Source organism: Microbacterium oryzae, assembly GCF_009735645.1.
Taxonomy (GTDB): domain Bacteria; phylum Actinomycetota; class Actinomycetes; order Actinomycetales; family Microbacteriaceae; genus Microbacterium; species Microbacterium oryzae.
The window spans coordinates 879,174-897,862 of record NZ_CP032550.1 but is presented as its reverse complement, the minus strand read 5'-3'; the positions used below and the strand labels follow the sequence as shown (position 1 = coordinate 897,862).

Sequence of the window (18,689 nt, the reverse complement as noted above, 5' to 3'; positions counted from 1 at the left end):
ATGACTGTCGACTACTTCGCCGGAGACTCGCGCAGCAACCGCGAGCGGATGCTCGCCGGGGACCTGTACATCGCCGACGACCCCGAGAACGAGCGCCTCCATCGCCGCGGGGTCCAGCTCGCCGACGCCTACCACCGCGCAGATGTGGCAGGGGAGCCCGGAGCTCGGGAGATCCTCGAGGACCTGGTCGGCACGCTCGGCGAGGGTGCGCACATCAACCCCCCGCTCTTCGTCGACTACGGCGAGAACCTCCACCTCGGCGCCGGCACGTTCATCAACTACAACCTGATGGCGCTGGACGTCGCGACCATCACGATCGGCGACGACTGCCAGATCGGACCGAACGTCCAGCTGCTGACCCCCACCCATCCGATCGACCCCCAGCCCCGACGCGACAAGCTCGAAGCTGCTCGTCCGATCACGATCGGAGACAATGTCTGGCTCGGGGGCGGCGTGATCGTGTGCCCCGGTGTGACGATCGGCAGCAACTCGGTGATCGGCGCGGGCGCAGTCGTCACGAAGGACATCCCCGCCGACGTCGTGGCCGTCGGGAATCCCGCGCGGGTGGTTCGCCGTATCGAGCCTTCGGATGTCGATCCCCGATAGGGCGGCCGGCTCCCGGCGGGGGCGGCGCAACGATCCCGGTCGTCGCGACCGGATCGTCGACGCCTGCCTCGAGGTCATCGCCGGCTCCGGCGTCGCCGGCACGTCGCACCGGAAGGTCGCGGCGCAGGCGGCCGTCCCGCTGGGCGCGATGACCTACTACTTCGACGGCATCGACGATCTCCTGCGTGCGGCGTTCACCCGATTCGCGACCACGGTCAGCGATCGCTTCGAACGCCGCATGGCGTCTGCGCCGCACCGCGCTGCGGCCCGTGATGCCGTCGCGGCGATCATCCTCGAGGACGTCTTCGGCGACGCCCGCGAGCTCGTCCTCTCGCACGAGCTCTACACGCTCGCCGCTCGCGATCCCGCCTACCGATCCATCACCGCGGAGTGGATGCGGCGCAGTCGCGCGGCCCTCGAGCGCCATTTCGATCCGGAGACCGCGCGCCTGCTGGACGCGCTCATCGAGGGGCTCACGATCCACCGCGCTCTCGATTCAGGAGCGCGCGACCCTCGTGAGGTGCGCACGGCGATCGCGCGCATCACCGCGGCACCGGCGGAGCGTTCGTAGGCCGCCGACGCTCCGCGGCTTCTGTCCACCCCTTGCCTCGAAGCGCGTCCGCGCCTAGTTTCGTTGATCCGCAGACCGCATCGTGAAAGGACGCATCATGGGCCTCGACGACAAGATCAGGAACGCCGCGGAAGAGCTCGCCGGCAAGGCGAAGGAGGCCGCGGGCAGGGCCACCGACGACGAGCGCCTCGAGCGCGAGGGCAAGGGCGACCAGACGAGGGCCGACCTCAAGAACGCCGGCGAGAACATCAAGGACGCCTTCAAGTAGGCCTCCGCTCGACAGCCGCTGCCTCAGCGGGCCGCCTGCCGCTCGGGAGGCGGCCCGCTGTCGTGCGCGAGCGCCGCATGGGCACCGGAGGTCGCGGAGCGGCGCGGCGACCGCGCCGGGCGCCGCGGCGGCGAGACGATGGGAGCATGCAGCTGTCCCGCGCGATCGACGCCTTCGCCGCGCACCTCGAGAACGTGCGCCGCCTGTCTCCGGCGACGGTACGCGCCTACCGGGCGGACCTCGCCGACCTCGTCGCCGCCGCGGGCGATCGCGAACTCGATGCGGTCGATCTCGACGCGCTCCGCGACTGGCTGTGGCGGGCGACGCAGCGCGGGGACGCGCGCTCGACGGTGGCGCGACGCACGTCCTCCGCGCGGGCGCTGTTCCGCTGGGCCCGCGAGGAGGGGCTCGTCGAGACCGACCCGAGCCTGCGCCTGGTGACTCCCAAGCGCGGTCGCACGCTCCCTCATGTCGCGACCGCCGATTCCCTCGACGAGCTCCTCAAGCGGATGGCCGTGGCCGCGGGGGAGGGCGACCCGACCGCGCTGCGCGATCACGCGGCTCTCGAGCTGCTGTACGGCTCGGGCGTGCGCGTGTCGGAGCTCTGCGGACTCGACGTGGACGACATCGATCTCGAGCGCGGCACCGCGCGCGTCCTCGGCAAGGGCTCGAAGGAGCGTGTCGTGCCGTTCGGCGCACCCGCCGCACGGGCGGTCTCCGGGTACCTCTCGCGGGGACGCCCCGTCCTGGCGGCTCGCTCGGAGGGCGCGGGCGGCGCGCTGCTCCTCGGCGCGCGCGGCGGGCGGATGGGTCCGCGTGCGGTGTACGCGCTGGTCGCGCGCACCGTGGGTCCCGCGATGGGGGTGGAGACCGCCGGTCCGCACGCGCTGCGCCACTCCGCCGCCACGCACCTGCTCGACGGCGGCGCCGATCTCCGTGCGGTGCAGGAGATCCTCGGCCACGCGAGCCTCGGCACGACGCAGATCTACACGCACGTGTCGACCGAGCGCCTCGCCGCCGCCTACCGGCTCGCCCATCCCCGCGCCTGATCGCGGCCATCCGGCTGACCCGCCGTTCTCGCGCGACACGCGGGCGCCCTCAGCAGCAGGGGAGGAGCACGGCGCGGGGCACGCCGGCGAGGAGGAGCAGGGGGTTGATGTACTCCCCGTGCAGGCGGACGCCGAAGTGCACGGCGCCGGCGGCGGCGTGACCGCCGGAAGCGACCTCGCCGAGCTGTTGGCCGACCGCGACCTCGTCGCCGACGCGGAGTTCGGTCGCCACCGGCTCGAGCGTCGTGACGAGCCCGTCGCCGTGATCGATGGTGAGCAGCGGGCGGTCGACGACGACTCCGGCGAAGGCGATGACGCCGGATGCCGGGGCGAGCACCGGCCCCTGATCCGCGCCGAGGTCCACGCCGCGGTGCCCCGCGCCGTAGCGATGGGGCGGCGCCGCGAACGGGCGGACGACCCGGACCTCCTGGGACACGGGCCACCGCCAGGGCTCGCTCGTGCGGATGCGGACGATCGCCGCGTCGGCGGGGGAAGCCGCCGCGGAAGCGGAGACGACCACCGGCGCGGCGGCCGACGCGGGAGCGGCGCCGACGGACACGCCGACGAGCGCGAGGACGGCGAGAACGAGGATGATCCGGCGCATGCCTCCAGGCTCGGCCGCGCGCTGCCCCTCCGACCGACCCGCTCGACGTCGTGGACGGGCCAGCGGCGTGTCGCGGGGCTGTGCACGCGCCGTCGTGGGCGCATCCGCCTGGTATGCTGGCAGACGCATCCCTCATCGGGATGACTACGCGTGCCCGCAGCGGCTCCGTCCCACGGACGGGCGTCGTGGCGCGACTCCCCTCGGTCCCTTCTCGAAGGGCGGGAGTGCGTCGGGCACCAGGCTCGCCGGTCGACTGACCGGCGGAATCAACCGCATGGCGCGAGAGCGCCCAGACAAGGAGTACGACCATGGCCGTCGTCACCATCCGCCAGCTGCTCGACAGCGGCGTTCACTTCGGACACCAGACCCGTCGGTGGAACCCGAAGGTCAAGCGCTTCATCCTCACGGAGCGCAGCGGCATCCACATCATCGACCTGCAGCAGTCGCTGGGCTACATCGACAAGGCCTACGACTTCGTCAAGGAGACGGTCGCCCGCGGCGGCACCATCCTCTTCGTGGGCACCAAGAAGCAGGCGCAGGAGGTGCTCGCCGAGCAGGCGACCCGCGTCGGCCAGCCCTACGTCAACGAGCGCTGGCTCGGTGGCCTCCTCACCAACTTCTCGACGGTGTCGAAGCGCCTCGCGCGCATGAAGGAGCTCGAGGAGCTCGACTTCGACGACCCCGCCGGCACGGGCTTCACCAAGAAGGAGCTCCTGCTCAAGCGTCGTGAGCTCGCCAAGCTGCACAAGTCGCTCGGCGGCATCCGCAACCTGTCGAAGACGCCCTCGGCTCTCTGGGTCGTCGACGCCAAGCGCGAGCACCTCGCCATCGACGAGGCCAAGAAGCTCGGCATCCCCGTCATCGGCATCCTCGACACCAACGTCGACCCCGACGACCTGCAGTACCCGATCCCGGGCAACGACGACGCCATCCGCTCGGTGTCGCTGCTGACGCGCATCATCGCCGACGCCGCGGCCGAGGGCCTGCAGCAGAAGCACAACCCCGAGGGCGAGGCGGAGCCGCTGGCCGAGTGGGAGCGCGAGCTCCTCGAGCAGGGCTCCACCGAGTCCGCTCCGGTCGAGTCCGCCGAGGCCGCTCCGGCCGAGGTCGCCGAGACCGAGGCTGCTCCGGCGGAGGCCGCTCCGGCCGAGGCCGCTGCCGCTCCCGCAGCGGAGTAACGCTCACGCCAGGCGGGCCCGATCGGGCCCGCCTGGCGCTTCAGATCCCACCACGAATCAAGGAGAGCCCGCACTCATGGCCAACTTCACCATCGCGGACATCAAGGCGCTGCGCGAGCAGCTCGGCACCGGCATGGTCGACACCAAGAAGGCGCTCGAAGAGGCCGACGGCAACGTCGAGAAGGCCGTCGAGCTGCTGCGCCTCAAGGGCGCCAAGGGCAACGCCAAGCGCGCGGACCGCGCCACCAGCGAGGGCCTCGTCGTCGCGCGTGAGCTGAACGGCAAGGCGACCCTCGTCGAGCTCGCCTGCGAGACCGACTTCGTCGCGAAGAACGAGCGCTTCATCGCCCTCGCCGACAAGGTGGCCGACGCGGCCGCCGCTGCCGGTGCGGACTCCGTCGAGGCAGCCCTCGCCGCTTCGGCCGGCGACCAGACGGTCGACCAGCTCATCTCGGACGAGGCGGCGATCATCGGCGAGAAGGTCGAGCTGCGTCGCGTGCGCACGCTGGACGGCGACGCCTTCCAGATCTACCTCCACCGCACCAGCAAGGACCTGCCCCCGCAGGTCGGCGTGGTCGTGGCGTACTCGGGCGACGACGCGGAGACCGCACGCAGCATCGCGCAGCACATCTCCTTCGCCAACCCCTCGTACCTCTCGCGCGACGAGGTCCCCGCGGCCGAGGTCGAGAAGGAGCGCGAGATCGTCACCGAGATCTCCCGCAACGAGGGCAAGCCCGAGGCCGCCCTGCCGAAGATCGTCGAGGGGCGCGTGAACGCGTTCTTCAAGCAGGTCGCTCTGCTCGACCAGGACTACGCGAAGGACAACAAGCTGTCCGTCGCCAAGGTCGCGCAGGACGCCGGCATCACGGTGACCGGCTTCGCGCGCTTCAAGGTCGGCGCGTAACGACGTGATGAAGGGGGCTCGGATCCGCGGATCCGAGCCCCCTTGCTCTGCCCGGGGACGCCGCACGCGGCCATCCGCGGGTCGAGCACAGGGTGCTGCCGCCTGCGACCGGTAGCGTGTATCGGCGACGAGAGGATCGAGTGTGAGCGTAGTGAGCAAGCGGCGCGTGCTGCTGAAGCTGTCCGGTGAGGCGTTCGGAGGAGGTCAGCTCGGCGTCAACCCCGACGTCGTCAGCCAGATCGCCCGCGAGATCGCCGAGGCGTCGCAGGACGTGGAGATCGCGATCGTCGTCGGCGGCGGCAACTTCTTCCGCGGCGCGGAGCTCGCCGTGAGCGGCATGGACCGCTCCCGCGCCGACTACATGGGCATGCTGGGCACGGTCATGAACGCCCTCGCCCTGCAGGACTTCCTCGAGCAGGCCGGCGCCGCCACGCGCGTGCAGTCCGCCATCGAGATGCGCCAGGTCGCCGAGCCCTACATCCCCCTACGCGCGGAGCGCCACCTCGAGAAGGGGCGCGTCGTGATCTTCGGCGCCGGCGCGGGCCTTCCCTACTTCTCCACCGACACCGTGGCCGCCCAGCGCGCGCTCGAGATCCGCGCCACCGAGGTGCTCGTCGCCAAGAACGGCGTGGACGGCGTGTACACCGCCGACCCGCGCACCGACCCGACCGCGACGAAGCTCGATCACGTGACCTACTCCGACGCCCTGATGCGCGGCCTCAAGGTCGTCGACGCCACCGCGTTCAGCCTCTGCATGGACAACGGCATGAACATGCGCGTGTTCGGCATGGAGCCCGGCGGCAACGTCACGGCCGCTCTGCGCGGTCGCACCATCGGCACGCTCGTCACCGCGTGACGCGCGGGGAGCCGCGACAGCTCCCAGTAGACTTTCCCTCAGCACCACCGACGAATGGAGTCACCGTGATCGCGGACGTTCTGGCCGATGCCACTGACCGGATGGGCCGAGCCGTCGAGGCGGCGAAGGAGGACTTCGCCACGGTCCGCACCGGACGCGCGAACCCGCAGCTCTTCCAGCGCCTCCTCGTGGACTACTACGGCACGCCCACGCCGCTGCAGCAGCTCGCGTCGCTCGCGAACCCCGAGGCGCGCACGCTCATCGTGACGCCCTACGACAAGTCGGCCCTCAAGGCCATCGAGGAGGCCATCCGCGAGATGCCGAACCTCGGGGCGAACCCGACGAACGACGGCACCCTCGTGCGCATCACGATGCCCGAGCTGACGCAGGAGCGTCGCAAGGAGTACGTGAAGATCGTCCGCACCAAGGGCGAGGACGCGAAGGTCCGCCTGCGCGGCATCCGCCGTCAGGTGAAGGACGACCTCGACGCGCTGCGCGACGAGGTCGGCGAGGACGACATCGTGCGCGGGGAGAAGGAGCTCGACGCGATCACCAAGGCGCACGTGGAGAAGATCGACGAGGCGCTGAAGCACAAAGAGGCAGAGCTCCTCGAGGTCTGAGGCGGGGATGACCGACGTTCCGGAACCGGAGGAGACGCCCTCGAGCGAGCCACGCGCCGAGCAGGGCTCCTTCCAGGAGCGCGTGAGCGCCGCCCGCGGCGAGTTCGAGCACCAGGTCGCCTACGCGCGCGAGAAGTTCGAGCAGCGCAACCAGCGGCTCAAGCAGCGGACAGGACGTGACCTCATCGCGGCCGTCCTCATCGGCGTCGCGGCGGGCGCCGTGCTGCTGGTGTCGCTGCTGGTCGTGAAGACGCTGTTCGTGCTCGTCGCGCTGCTGGTCTCGGTGCTCGGCGTCCACGAGCTGTGGCGTGCCCTCCGGAGGGGCGGTCGGCGCGTGGACCTGGCTCCGCAGCTGATCGCGGTCGTCCTCCTGCTGAGCGCGGGCTACTTCGCCGACTCCTGGCTGCATGCGGTCTCGCTGTTCGTGTCGCTGACGATCATCGTCGTGTGGCGGCTGATGGCGCAGATGATGGCGGAGGACGGCCGGCCCCACCGCGAGGTGCTGGCCGACGTGGTGGTGGGCGCCTTCGTGCCCCTCTACGTGCCGCTGCTCGCGAGCCTCGCGCTCGTCCTCCTGCGCGCCGAAGACGGCGAATGGTGGGTCCTCGCCTTCCTCATCGTCGCGGTCGTCGCCGACACCGCCGCCTACGCGTCGGGGCTCGCCTTCGGCAAGCACCCGATGGCGCCGCGGATCAGCCCCAAGAAGACCTGGGAGGGCTTCGCGGGCGCCGCGCTGGCCGCCGTCGTCGCCGGCGCCCTGCTCGCGCAGTTCATGCTCGAGATCCCCTGGTGGACGGGACTGATCTTCGGCGCCGTGATCCTCTGCACGGCCACCGCAGGAGACCTCGGCGAGTCGATGATCAAGCGCGACCTCGGCATCAAGGACATGTCCTCCATGCTTCCCGGGCACGGCGGAGTCCTCGACCGTCTCGACAGCATGCTGCCGTCCGCCGTGGCCGCGCTCGCCCTGCACCTGCTCCTCACCCCGCTGGCGGTATCGTGACCGACTCGTCCACCGACCTGCCCTTCCCGCTGACGGAGGGGCGCGACAAGGGCTACGACCGCGCGGCCGTCGACGCCTTCCTCGCGCGCGCTCGTGCGGCCTTCGAGGAGCAGAGCGACGACGTCGATGCCGAGCAGGTGCGCGCCGCCGCCTTTCCGCTCGTGCGCGGCGGCTACCGGGTCGCCTCCGTCGACGCAGCCCTCGCCCGCGTGGAGGACGCGTTCGCCGCGCGCGAGCGAGACCAGGCGGTGCGAGCGGATGGCGCGGGCACGTGGGTCGCGCGCGTCCGGGAGGACGCGCAGGTCGTTCTCGATCGGCTGCAGCGACCGGTCGGGGAGCGGTTCGACCGCGTGGGCCTGCTGCGCTTCGGCTACGCGCGCTCGGAGGTCGACCTCGTCGCCGATCGGATCGTCGCGTATCTCGCGCACGGCGATCCGCTGTCGGTCGAGCAGGTGCGGCAGACGGCGTTCCGGATGACGCGCGACGGCTACCGCGAGGAGCAGGTCGATGCGGTGCTGGACGCGGTCATCGAGGTGATGCTCGCCGTCCGGTGAGCGCCGCCTCCCGCGACACGCGATATCACGGTCGCGTAACAGCCGATAGACTGGCCCGACTGTGACTGACGGACCTCCCGAGACCCGAGCCCTCACGCGCCGCGAGGCGCGCGCCATCGCGACCCAGCACGCGGCGCTCCTGACGACGGAGCGGCCATCGCCACGGCGACGCGTCATGTCGGTGCTCGCCGGACTTGCGGCGTTCGGGCTCCTCGGCGGCACCCTCGTCACGACCGGCGCCTCGATGGCGCAGGCCGAGCAGCGCGAGACGGCGTCGGCGTTCGCCACGGCCGCCGACGAGGCGCAGGTGTACATCGCCGCCGCCGACCTCGCGCACGCCGGCAGCCTCGAGTTCGGCAACTACTCCGTGTACGTGAAGCCCACGCCCACGCCGACGCCGCAGCCCACCGAGGGGAGCGACGAGTCGGCACCGATGCAGGCCGAGACCTGGGCCGCGCCGTTCGCCGCGCCGGACCCCGGGTCGGCGCAGGCGGTGGCGTACCAGATGGTGGGGGAGCGCGGCTGGGGAGAGGGCGACTTCTCGTGCCTCGTCGCGCTGTGGAATCGCGAGTCCGGCTGGAACGTGAACGCCTACAACGCCTCGAGTGGCGCGTACGGCATCCCCCAGTCGCTGCCCGGCAGCAAGATGGCCAGCCACGGCGCCGACTGGCAGACCAACCCCGCCACGCAGATCGCCTGGGGCCTCGACTACATCGCCGGACGCTACGGGACGCCCTGCGGTGCATGGGGCCACTCCGAGGCGTCCGGCTGGTACTGAGCCGTGCCGCGGTCGAACCGACGCCGCCGCGACGGTCGCGACGACGACTCGCTCGATCGTCTCGTTGCGGGGTGGCGGCGCACCGAGATGCGACGCGGCCGGGAGTGGTCGGTCCAGCCGATCGGCCAGGGGCGCTCGGAGAAGACCTACTCGTGCCCGGGGTGCGGCAGCGAGATCGCGATCGGCGCCGCGCACGTCGTCGTCTGGCGCGAGGACGGCGTCCTCGGCGCGCAGGCCGATCTCGCCGCCCGTCGTCACTGGCACAGCCACTGCTGGAAGCTCTACTGAGGAGGACCGGATGGAGATCCGCGGAGCCGCCCTGCTGCCCGCCCGCCGCGAGGACGTCGAGCTGCACACGTCCGACGGGCTCACGCTCGTCGGCGAGCTCGCGCTGCCCCTCGAACGCGAGCCGCTCGCCACACTTGTGACGCTCCATCCACTGCCGACAGCGGGTGGCTTCATGGACTCGCACATCATCCGGAAGGCCGCGGCTCGCCTCCCCGCCCTCGCCGATCTCGCCGTGCTGCGCTTCAACACCCGCGGCACGACCTCTCCGCGGGGAACGAGCGACGGGGCGTTCGGCGACGGCGTCGCGGAGGCGGCGGACCTCGCCGCCGCGATGCGGTTCGTGGCCGAGCGCGGACTGCCGCATCCGTGGCTGGTGGGGTGGTCGTTCGGGACCGAGGTGGCGCTCAAGCACGGCCGACCGCATCCGATCGAGGGGGCCATCCTGCTGTCGCCGCCCCTGCACCGGGCGACCGACGACGACCTGCGCGCCTGGCAGGGCGACGCGCGGCCCCTCGTCGCGGTCGTGCCCGAGTTCGACGACTACCTGCGGCCGGCGGAGGCGGTGGAGCGCTTCTCGATCGTGCCGCAGCTGCGCGTCGTCGCGGTCGAGGAAGGCCGGCACCTGTGGGTGGGGGAGAAGCAGACCGCCCGCGTGCTCAACGAGATCGTCGCCGTGGTGAACCCCGCCGCCGTCCCGCTGCCGGCAGAGTGGCCCGACGCCTGATCAGCGCGCGTTCATGCGCGGGATGAGCACCTGGCGGTAGATGATGAGGATGCTCGCGGCGACGGGGATGGCGATGAGGGCTCCCAGGAGCCCCAGCAGCGCGCCGCCGGCGAGCGCGGCGATCACGACCACGCCGCCCGGGACCGACACCGCCCGGCTCATGATGCGCGGCGAGAGCACGTACGCCTCGACCTGCATGTAGATGAGGTAGTACACCGCGGCGATGATGGCGGTGGTCGGCGAACCGAGCCCCGGGATCAGGCACGTCAGCGCGATGATCGTCGAGCCGGAGATGGTGCCGACCAGCGGGATCATCGACCCGAGGAAGGCCACCACCGCCAGCACGGTGGGGTAGGGCGCGTCGATGATCGTGAGGAAGATCGTGCTCAGCAGGCCGTTGATCGCTGCCAGCGTGATCTGCCCCATGACGTAGTAGCCGACGGAGTCGGTGATCTGCTCGGCGATGTTCGTGAAGCCCTCGCGTCGCGACGCCGGCACCATCTGGTACAGCGCGGACTTCAGCGACGGCGTGGACGCCGTGAGGTAGATCGTGAGGATGAGCACGATGAACGCGCCGAACAGCCCCTGCGCCACGTTCAGCGTCACGCCCACGACGCCCTGACTGATGAGGTCGATGTTGTCGGTCAGCCAGGTGTTGACGAAGTCGAGGACCTGATCGATCTGCAGCGTGGGGAAGGTGGCCAGCGACCACTCCCGCAGGTCGTCGAGGAGGGTGCCGCGCGAGACGAGGAGGGAGATCTGCTCGACGAGCTGGCCGATCTGCCCCACGAGCACGGGGAGGATGATGAGCACGATCCCGGTGAACAGTCCCAGGACGGCGAGGATGGCGAGGGTCACCGCGAGCCATCGCGGAAGGCGCCGGTGCTCGAGCCACGTCACCACGGGGTCGAGGCCCAAGGAGATGAACAGCGCCGTCCCGACGTACACGAGGATCGTCGAGAGCGACTGCAGCCCCTCGATGAGCAGGATGCCCAGCCCGACGCCCAGCGTCGCCACCAGTGCGACCCGGAACGGGTTGTGGATCTTCATGTGCGCCCTTCTGCCGCCGCGGGCGCCCTGCCGCACGACTCCCGTCAGGATAGAGCGCCGTCGGCGCCGCGCCCGGATGCGACCTGCTTCTGGGCGCCTTTCAGTTGCACTCGCTATCCTGTGCAGTCGGATATCCAGACCCGCGACACCCGCGCGGGTCGGCGAGGAGTCGATTCGTGCGTTTCGTGTGGGCAGTACTGGCCTTTGTGCTCGCGGCGGCGTCGTTCGGCGCGGGACTCGCGCAGCGCACGCTGTTCCTCGGCCCCGACTCCGCCGAGCAGTCGGTGTCTGTCGAGGAGGACCTGCCCTACCTCGTCATCGACGGCGACGCGTTCGCGCTGCGACCCGGCGCGCAGACCCTGACGGTGCGCGGCGACGGCCCTCTCTACACCGCGTACGGCCGCACGAGCGATGTCGAGGCGTGGCTGTCCGACCAGCGATACAGCCGGGTGAGCGCGGGAGACGATGATCAGCTGGAGACCGAGGTCGTCGAGCCGAGCGTGGAGGCGGGGGAGGCGACCGAGGGTCGCAACCCGGCCGGAAGCGACCTGTGGATCGAGGAGCAGACCGCGGAGGACGAGATCGTCCGCCGCGACCAGCTGCCCGAGGGGATGAGCATGCTCGTCGCCGTCGACGGCACGCAGCCCGCGCCCTCCGACATCTCGCTCGTGTGGCCGCTCGACCAGCGCACGCCCTGGTTCGGGCCGCTGATGGTGCTCGGCGGCATCTTCCTCGCCGCCGGCCTCGTCCTCTACATCCTCGCGCTGCGCCAGGCGCGGCGACGTCGCGGCCCGATCCGCAAGGGACCGTCGGGCCCGGTCGCCGACGACGACGGCGCATCCAAGGGCGTCATCTCCACGTCGCGCCGCGGCAAGGGGCGCCGCGCGCTCCTCGCCGTCCCCGCGCTCGGCATCTCCACGGCGCTCCTCGCGGGCTGCACGGCGGACGACTGGCCGGAGTTCGGCGGCGGGCAGACGCCCACCCCGACGCCGACCGCCACCGCGACCGCGGCTCCCGATCAGAAGCCGTCGACCCTCACGCAGGCGCAGGCCGACCGGATCGTCGGGGAGATCTCGGACACCGTCGCGCGGGCCGACGCCGATCTGGACGACAAGATCGCGGCGCAGCGCCTCTCGGGCCTCGCGCTGCAGACGCGCGAGGTGAACTACCGGCTGCGGAAGGAGATCGAGGACCACCCCGCGGCGGTGTCGATCCCGCAGGGTCCGGCGAGCGTCGTCCTGCCCCAGGCGGCGGAGGGATGGCCGCGCACCGCGCTGGTCATCGTGGCCGACCCCGATGACGCCACCGTGGCGCCGAGCATCCTCTCGATGACGCAGGACGACCCGTGGTCGCGCTACCGGGTGAGCTACCTGGCGAACCTGGAAGCCGCGGCGGAGACGCCCGAGCTCGCCCCGGTCTGGCTCGGTGCGGCGCTCGTCGCGCCCGACTCGCCGTTCCTCGCGATCGCTCCCGACCAGCTCGCGAGCGCGTACGCCGACATCATCGGCCAGGGCGACAAGAGCGAGTACGCCGACCTCTTCGACATCGAGGGCGACGGCTTCCTCACCGCCGTGGCGGAGAAGCGCAAGGCCACCATCGACGCGTTCAACGAGACGGGCGCGGAGACCGGGCGAATCGAGTACGCGCAGGGCGCGAACGACGCTCCGCCGACGGCCCTCGCGACGCTCGACAGCGGCGCGATCGTCTCGGTCGGCGTCGACGAGACCGAGACCGTGCGCCCGACCGACGACGACGCCGTCATCCGCTTCGAGGACGACGCCGCCCTGGCGCTGCTGACCGGAGAGAAGGAGTCCGCCACGGGCGTCGAGACCACCTACACCGACCAGCTCTTCTTCTTCGTGCCCGCTCAGGGCTCCGACGAGAAGGTGCGCCTGCTCGGCTACACCTCGGCCATCCAGGGCGCCGAACTGCTGCCGGAGCCCGAGAAGGGCGAATAGGCTCGATCCATCCCCACTTCACACGGAAGGTGAACATGAGTGACGTCGCCCCCGGTGCCGTTCTGCGCGGCGCCGTCGATCTCTCGACCCTGAAGAACCGTCCCGCGACCCCTGCCGCTCCCGCCGCGCCGACGGGTGGGGACGCCGGAGCGCCGCGCCTCGTGTTCGACGTCACCGACGCGACCTTCGGCGACGTCCTCGAGCTCTCCAAGCGCGTGCCGGTCGTCGTGGACCTGTGGGCGGAGTGGTGCGGCCCCTGCAAGCAGCTGAGCCCGATCCTCGAGAAGGTCGTCGCCGAGCACGGCGGGCGCCTCGTGCTCGCCAAGGTGGACGTCGACGCGAACCCGCAGCTCTCGCAGGCGTTCCGCGCGCAGTCGATCCCCATGGTCGTGGCGCTCGTCGCCGGTCAGCCGGTGCCGCTGTTCACGGGCGCGGTGCCCGAGGAGCAGGTGCGGGAGGTCTTCGCGCAGCTCCTGCAGCTCGCCGCCCAGAACGGGGTGACCGGCGCGGTGCCGGTCGGGCAGGGCACGGAGCAGCCAGCCGAGGAGCCGGAGGCGCCCGCGCTGCCGCCGCTGCATCAGGAGGCGTTCGACGCGATCGAGGCCGGAGACTACGCCCGTGCTGCCGACGCGTACGAGCGCGCGCTCAAGGAGAACCCCCGCGACGAGGAGGCCGCCGCCGGCCTCGGCCAGGTGCGACTTCTCGGCCGCGTGCAGGGCGCCGACCTCCAGGCCGCCCGCACGGCAGCCGCGGCCGAACCGCAGGACGTGGACGCGCAGCTGCTCGTCGCCGACCTCGACGTCGCCGGTGGCCACGTCGAGGACGCGTTCGAGCGCCTGCTCGACCTCTTCGCGCAGCTGCCGGGCGACGCGCGTCGCCCCGTGCAGGAGCGCCTCGTGGAGCTCTTCGGCGTGATCGGCGCGAACGACCCGCGCGTGATCCGAGCCCGCGGGCGCCTCACCTCGCTGCTGTTCTGAGCTCCGTGGGCGCGTACCTCGACCACGCCGCCACCACGCCGCTGCGTCCGGAGGCGCGCGAGGCGTGGCTCGCGGCCGGCGCGCTCGTCGGGAACGCCTCGTCGGTGCACGGCGCGGGGCAGCGCGCGCGCCGCGCGCTCGAGGACGCCCGCGAGCGGATCGCGGCGACGCTCGGCTGCGAGCCGATCGAGGTGGTGCTCACGTCGGGCGGCACGGAGGCGGTGAACCTCGCGCTCAAGGGGCTGTGGTGGGCGCGGTCGGCCGGACGCGACGCGGTCGCGCTGCCCGATGGCGAGCACCACGCCACCCTCGACGCCGTGGAGTGGCTGCGACGCGCGGAGGGCGCGCGTGTGACGCCGATCGCCCTCGACGAGCGGTCGCGGATCGCTCCCGCCGCGTTCGACTCCGCACTCTCCGACCCCCGCGTCGCGGTGGCCACCGCGCTCGTGGCCAACAACGAGACCGGCGCGGTGCACGACGCACCCGCCCTCGCCACGGCCGCCGCCCGCTCGGCCGTGCCCCTGCATCTCGACGCGGTCGCCGCCGTCGGGCACGTCGGGGTGGGCTTCCGGCGCTGGCGCGGCGACGCTCCGGATGGCGCGGGTCTGGTCGCCCTCAGCGTGTCCGGTCACAAGGTGGGGGCGCCCGTGGGCACCGGCGCGCTGGTCGTGTCGCGCACGATCGCGCCGCAGGCGCTCCTGCACGGCGGCGATCAGCAGCGCGGGCTCCGCTCCGGCACGCAGGACGTCGCCGGGGCCGTGGCGCTCGCGACCGCGCTCGAGATAGCCGAACGCGAACGCGAGAGCGAGGCGGCCCGGCTCACGGCCATTCGCAACCGCCTCATCGGGCGGCTGCGCGCGGCCGTCCCCGAGCTCGAGGTGCTCGGAGACCCGGAGCGCACGCTGCCGGGCACGATTCACCTCCACCTGCCCGGGGCGACCGGCGAGTCGATGCTGTTCCTCCTCGACCAGCACGGGATCTCCGTCTCCACGGGGTCGGCATGCCAGGCGGGAGTGAGCGAGCCGTCGCATGTCGTGCTCGCGATGGGCCGGACCGAGGCGGAGGCGCGGCAGGTGCTGCGCATCTCGCTCGGACGCACGACCACCGACGCCGACGCCGACGCGCTCGTCGCCGCGCTGCCGGAGGCGTATCGTCGGCTGACCGTGCCCGGAGTGCGCTCAGGGGCGCGCTCGTAGACTGGCCGCATGCGTATTCTGGCCGCCATGAGCGGGGGAGTGGACTCCGCCGTCGCCGCCGCGCGCGCGGTCGACGCCGGGCACGACGTGGTGGGCGTGCACCTCGCGCTCTCGCGCGCGGGCGGGACCCTGCGCACCGGCAGCCGCGGCTGCTGCACCATCGAGGACGCGATGGACGCGCGCCGCGTCGCGGACCGCCTGGGCATCCCGTTCTACGTGTGGGACTTCTCCGAGCGCTTCCGCGACGACGTCATCGACGACTTCCTCAGCGAGTACCGCGCCGGGCGCACCCCCAACCCCTGCATGCGCTGCAACGAGCGGATCAAATTCGCCGCGCTCCTCGAGCGCGCCCTGGAGCTCGGCTTCGACGCCGTCTGCACCGGCCACTACGCCACGCTGCGCGAAGGGCCGAGCGGGCTCGAGCTGCATCGGTCGAGCGAGGAGGCGAAGGACCAGTCCTACGTGCTCGGCGTCCTCACCGCCGAGCAGCTTGCGCACACGTACTTCCCCCTCGGCACCACGCCGTCGAAGGCCCTCGTCCGCGCGGAGGCCGAGGAGCGCGGCTTCGCCGTGGCAGCCAAGCCCGACAGCTACGACATCTGCTTCATCCCCGACGGCGACACGCGCGGCTACCTCGCCGAGCGGGTGGGGGCCGAGCGGGGCGCGATCGTCGACCGCTCGGGCGCCGTCGTCGGCGACCACGACGGCGCGCACGCGTTCACCGTGGGCCAGCGTCGCGGCCTGCGGCTCGGCGTGCCCGCCGACGACGGCAAGCCGCGCTTCGTCCTCGAGGTGCGGCCGGTGACCAACACCGTGGTGGTGGGGCCGAAGGAGGCCCTCGCGACCGCGGAGATCGCCGGTTCGCGGTACACGTGGGCGGGCGCTGCTCCCGACGCGCCCGAGCGCGCGTTCGCGTGCGACGTGCAGATCCGCGCGCACGCCGACCCCGTGCCCGCCGTCGCGGTCGTCCGCGACGGCGAGCTCGTGGTGACGCCGGAGGCCCCCCTGGACGGCGTGGCACCCGGCCAGACGGCCGTGCTCTACGCCGGCACCCGCGTGCTGGGCCAGTGCACGATCGATCGGACCGTCAGCGCGGTGCCCGTCGACGCCTGAGCCGCCCCGATGTCGCTCGTCCTTCCTAGACTGATGGCGTGACCGACGCCGACATCGAGCTGCCCGACCTGACCCTCGACGAGGCGCGGGCCGAGGCCGCGACCCTCACCGAGCAGATCCTCCGCGCTCGCGACGCGTACTACGGCGACGACGCCGCACTCGTCGACGACGCGACATACGACGGATGGCTGCACCGGCTGGAGGCGATCGAGCGTCGCCACCCGGAGCTGCAGGGGCAGGACTCGCCGACGCAGACCGTCGGCGCGGCCGACGCCAGCATGCTCGCGCCCGTCGAGCACGCCGAGCGCATGCTCAGTCTCGACAACGTCTTCTCCCTCGACGAGCTGTCGGAGTGGTGCGCGAAGACCGAGGCGTCCGCCGGGCGGTCGGTGCGCTGGCTGACCGAGCTGAAGATCGACGGCCTGGCCATCGCGCTGCGGTACGAGAACGGGGTGCTCGTCACCGCCGCCACCCGCGGCGACGGCCGCGTCGGCGAGGACGTCACCGTGAACGCCCTCCGCGTGGCGGGCATCCCGGAGCGCCTCACCGGCACCGGCCATCCGCCCCTCGTGGAGGTGCGCGGCGAGGTCTTCATCCCGGTCGCGGCGTTCGAGGAGCTGAACGCGCTCCAGGCGCGGCTGCGCGACCGGGTGCTCTCCGAGGCGACGGGTCGCGGCATGGACGAGGAGCGCGCGCAGCGCAGCGCCGACCGCCGCTTCCCCGCGTTCGCGAACCCGCGGAACGCCGCCAGCGGCGGACTCCGGCAGCAGCTGGACAAGAAGAGCGGGATGGAGCTGGAGGCCGGGCAGGCGCGCCTGGACTCGCTGCGCCTCTACGTGCACGGCATCGGCGCGTGGCCCGATCCGCCCGTGGCGTCGCAGAGCGAGGTGTACGAGCTGCTGGCGGAGTGGGGGCTCCCGACGAGCCCGTACCTGCGGACCTCCGACGACCTCGACGGCGTGCTGTCGTTCGTCACGCACTACGGCGAGCACCGGCACTCCGTCGAGCACGAGCTCGACGGCATCGTCATCAAGGTCGACGAGCTCGCCCTGCACGACGAGCTGGGCGCCACCAGCCGCGCGCCTCGGTGGGCGATCGCGTACAAGTACCCGCCGGAGCAGGTCAACACGAAGCTGCTCGACATCGTCGTCTCGGTGGGGCGCACCGGCCGCGCGACTCCGTTCGCCAACATGAAGCCCGTCCTCGTCGCGGGCAGCGTCGTGCGGCAGGCGACGCTGCACAACCAGGACGTGGTGAAGGCGAAGGGCGTGCTCATCGGAGACACGGTCGTGCTCCGGAAGGCCGGCGACGTGATCCCCGAGGTCCTGGGGCCGGTGGCCGAGCTGCGCGACGGGTCGGAGCGCGCGTTCGTGATGCCGGCGAACTGCCCCGAGTGCGGCACGCCGCTGCGCCCCATGAAGGAGGGCGACATCGACCTCCGCTGCCCGAACGCGAAGGACTGCCCCGCGCAGGTGCGCGGACGCGTGGAGCACATCGGATCGCGCGGCGCACTCGACATCGAGGCCCTGGGGGAGGTCACCGCGGCCGCGCTCACGCAGCCGGAGGTGCCCGCCGAGCCGCCGCTGCGGACGGAGGCCGGCTTGTTCGACCTCACGATGGAGCAGCTCGTCCCGATCGAGCTCATCGTGCGCGATGGCGAGACCGGACTGCCGAAGGAGGACGACAAGGGCGAGGTGCGTCGGCGCTCCCCCTTCCGGCGCAATCCCAGTGCGGCGGAGCGCCGGGAGGGGCTGACCGGGCCGCAGCCGTCGTCGCAGGCCGTGAAGCTCCTCGAAGAGCTCGAGAAGGCGAAGACGAAGGAGCTGTGGCGCCTGCTCGTCTCCCTCAACATCCGTCACGTCGGCCCCGTGGCGGCGCGGGCGCTGGCCGGATGGTTCGGGTCGCTCGACGCGATCCGCGCGGCGAGCCGCGAGGAGCTCGCAGCGGTCGAGGGAGTCGGCGGCATCATCGCCGACTCGCTGCGGGACTGGTTCGAGGTCGACTGGCATCGGGAGATCATCGACCGCTGGACCGCCGCGGGCGTGCGCTTCCACACGCCCGGCCATCCCGGACCAGGCGCGGCGGCCGCCGAAGGAGGGGTGCTCGCCGGGGTCACGGTGGTCGCCACCGGCACTCTGGAGGGGTACAGCCGCGAGGGTGCGCAGGAGGCGATCATGAAGGCCGGCGGAAAGGCGGCGTCGAGCGTGAGCAAGAAGACCGACTTCGTCGCGGCGGGGCCCGGTGCCGGCTCCAAGCTCGCGAAGGCCGAGCAGCTCGGCGTGCGGATCATCGACGCGGCGCAATTCCACCTGCTCGTGACCGAGGGGCCCGACGCGCTGGCGTGAGGACGTCGCGGCGATAGCGCCGTTCCGTTGCATCGATACGCTGTCAG

At 72.1% G+C, this 18,689-nt stretch carries 20 protein-coding genes; 18 read left to right on the top strand and 2 right to left on the bottom strand.

The genetic code is table 11. From position 1 onward, the window contains the following. The 4 genes from D7D94_RS04175 to D7D94_RS04160 all read left to right on the top strand — a co-directional run bounded on the left by D7D94_RS04175 (position 1) and on the right by D7D94_RS04160 (position 2,494). Positions 1-606, top strand: a complete 606-nt coding sequence (locus D7D94_RS04175) for a sugar O-acetyltransferase (protein ID WP_156241429.1) — start codon at positions 1-3, stop codon at positions 604-606. Further along, on the top strand, positions 590-1,177 hold the full coding sequence (locus D7D94_RS04170; protein WP_156241428.1) for a TetR/AcrR family transcriptional regulator: 588 nt from the start codon (positions 590-592) through the stop codon (positions 1,175-1,177). Before D7D94_RS04175 ends, D7D94_RS04170 begins: the two co-directional genes overlap by 17 nt. Before the next feature lie 97 nt (positions 1,178-1,274). Then, complete coding sequence (locus tag D7D94_RS04165; protein ID WP_156241426.1) at positions 1,275-1,445, top strand: CsbD family protein; 171 nt, start codon at positions 1,275-1,277, stop codon at positions 1,443-1,445. A gap of 146 nt (positions 1,446-1,591) precedes the next feature. Continuing rightward, on the top strand, positions 1,592-2,494 hold the full coding sequence (locus tag D7D94_RS04160; RefSeq protein WP_156241424.1) for a tyrosine recombinase XerC: 903 nt from the start codon (positions 1,592-1,594) through the stop codon (positions 2,492-2,494). Between the two features lie 49 nt (positions 2,495-2,543). Here the strand turns inward: D7D94_RS04160 and D7D94_RS04155 are convergent, their stop codons facing one another. Then, entirely contained in the window at positions 2,544-3,098 is a 555-nt protein-coding gene (locus tag D7D94_RS04155; protein ID WP_156241422.1) for a M23 family metallopeptidase, read from the bottom strand. Between the two features lie 308 nt (positions 3,099-3,406). Here D7D94_RS04155 and rpsB point away from each other — a divergent pair, with 308 nt between their 5' ends. The 9 genes from rpsB (at position 3,407) to D7D94_RS04110 (ending at position 10,003) form a co-directional block, all read left to right on the top strand. Beyond that, on the top strand, positions 3,407-4,276 hold the full coding sequence (gene rpsB / locus D7D94_RS04150) for a 30S ribosomal protein S2 (protein ID WP_156241420.1): 870 nt from the start codon (positions 3,407-3,409) through the stop codon (positions 4,274-4,276). A 76-nt stretch (positions 4,277-4,352) separates the two neighbouring features. Beyond that, positions 4,353-5,180, top strand: a complete 828-nt coding sequence (tsf, locus tag D7D94_RS04145; protein WP_156241418.1) for a translation elongation factor Ts — start codon at positions 4,353-4,355, stop codon at positions 5,178-5,180. Positions 5,181-5,322: 142 nt separating this feature from the next. Further along, positions 5,323-6,036 (top strand): UMP kinase, encoded by a 714-nt coding sequence (pyrH, locus tag D7D94_RS04140; RefSeq protein WP_156241416.1) that lies wholly within the window; start codon positions 5,323-5,325, stop codon positions 6,034-6,036. Between the two features lie 65 nt (positions 6,037-6,101). Continuing rightward, positions 6,102-6,656, top strand: coding sequence for a ribosome recycling factor (gene frr / locus D7D94_RS04135; protein WP_156241414.1), 555 nt, complete (start codon positions 6,102-6,104; stop codon positions 6,654-6,656). A 7-nt stretch (positions 6,657-6,663) separates the two neighbouring features. Beyond that, positions 6,664-7,659 carry a phosphatidate cytidylyltransferase gene (locus D7D94_RS04130; RefSeq protein WP_156241412.1) on the top strand — a complete coding sequence of 332 codons (996 nt, stop codon included), beginning with the start codon at positions 6,664-6,666 and terminating at the stop codon, positions 7,657-7,659. Continuing rightward, positions 7,656-8,213, top strand: coding sequence for a DivIVA domain-containing protein (locus D7D94_RS04125; protein ID WP_156241410.1), 558 nt, complete (start codon positions 7,656-7,658; stop codon positions 8,211-8,213). The genes D7D94_RS04130 and D7D94_RS04125 overlap by 4 nt, the downstream gene beginning before the upstream one ends. A 61-nt stretch (positions 8,214-8,274) precedes the next feature. After that, positions 8,275-8,991: an aggregation-promoting factor C-terminal-like domain-containing protein gene (locus tag D7D94_RS04120; protein WP_246171870.1), complete on the top strand. Its 717-nt coding sequence runs from the start codon at positions 8,275-8,277 to the stop codon at positions 8,989-8,991. Positions 8,992-8,994: 3 nt separating this feature from the next. Continuing rightward, complete coding sequence (locus D7D94_RS04115) at positions 8,995-9,279, top strand: hypothetical protein (RefSeq protein WP_156241408.1); 285 nt, start codon at positions 8,995-8,997, stop codon at positions 9,277-9,279. A 10-nt stretch (positions 9,280-9,289) separates the two neighbouring features. After that, a complete protein-coding gene (locus D7D94_RS04110) occupies positions 9,290-10,003 on the top strand; it encodes an alpha/beta hydrolase (protein WP_156241407.1) in 714 nt (237 codons plus the stop codon). On the opposite strand, the gene D7D94_RS04105 is transcribed toward D7D94_RS04110, so the two are convergent. Then, a complete protein-coding gene (locus tag D7D94_RS04105; protein WP_156241405.1) occupies positions 10,004-11,053 on the bottom strand; it encodes an AI-2E family transporter in 1,050 nt (349 codons plus the stop codon). A 176-nt stretch (positions 11,054-11,229) separates the two neighbouring features. On the opposite strand from D7D94_RS04105, the gene D7D94_RS04100 reads away from it, so the two are divergent. From D7D94_RS04100 to ligA, 5 genes are read left to right on the top strand one after another with little or no spacing between them, the layout of a single operon-like run. Beyond that, on the top strand, positions 11,230-13,011 hold the full coding sequence (locus D7D94_RS04100) for a DUF8094 domain-containing protein (protein WP_156241404.1): 1,782 nt from the start codon (positions 11,230-11,232) through the stop codon (positions 13,009-13,011). A 35-nt stretch (positions 13,012-13,046) separates the two neighbouring features. Continuing rightward, complete coding sequence (locus D7D94_RS04095) at positions 13,047-13,988, top strand: tetratricopeptide repeat protein (RefSeq protein WP_156241402.1); 942 nt, start codon at positions 13,047-13,049, stop codon at positions 13,986-13,988. A gap of 5 nt (positions 13,989-13,993) precedes the next feature. Beyond that, positions 13,994-15,184 carry a cysteine desulfurase family protein gene (locus D7D94_RS04090; protein ID WP_156241400.1) on the top strand — a complete coding sequence of 397 codons (1,191 nt, stop codon included), beginning with the start codon at positions 13,994-13,996 and terminating at the stop codon, positions 15,182-15,184. Positions 15,185-15,193: 9 nt separating this feature from the next. Next, positions 15,194-16,297, top strand: coding sequence for a tRNA 2-thiouridine(34) synthase MnmA (gene mnmA / locus D7D94_RS04085; RefSeq protein ID WP_156241399.1), 1,104 nt, complete (start codon positions 15,194-15,196; stop codon positions 16,295-16,297). A 38-nt stretch (positions 16,298-16,335) separates the two neighbouring features. Next, the gene (gene ligA / locus D7D94_RS04080) at positions 16,336-18,642 is read left to right on the top strand and encodes an NAD-dependent DNA ligase LigA (RefSeq protein ID WP_156241397.1); all 2,307 of its coding nucleotides are present in this window, start codon (positions 16,336-16,338) and stop codon (positions 18,640-18,642) included. Positions 18,643-18,689 lie beyond the last annotated feature (47 nt).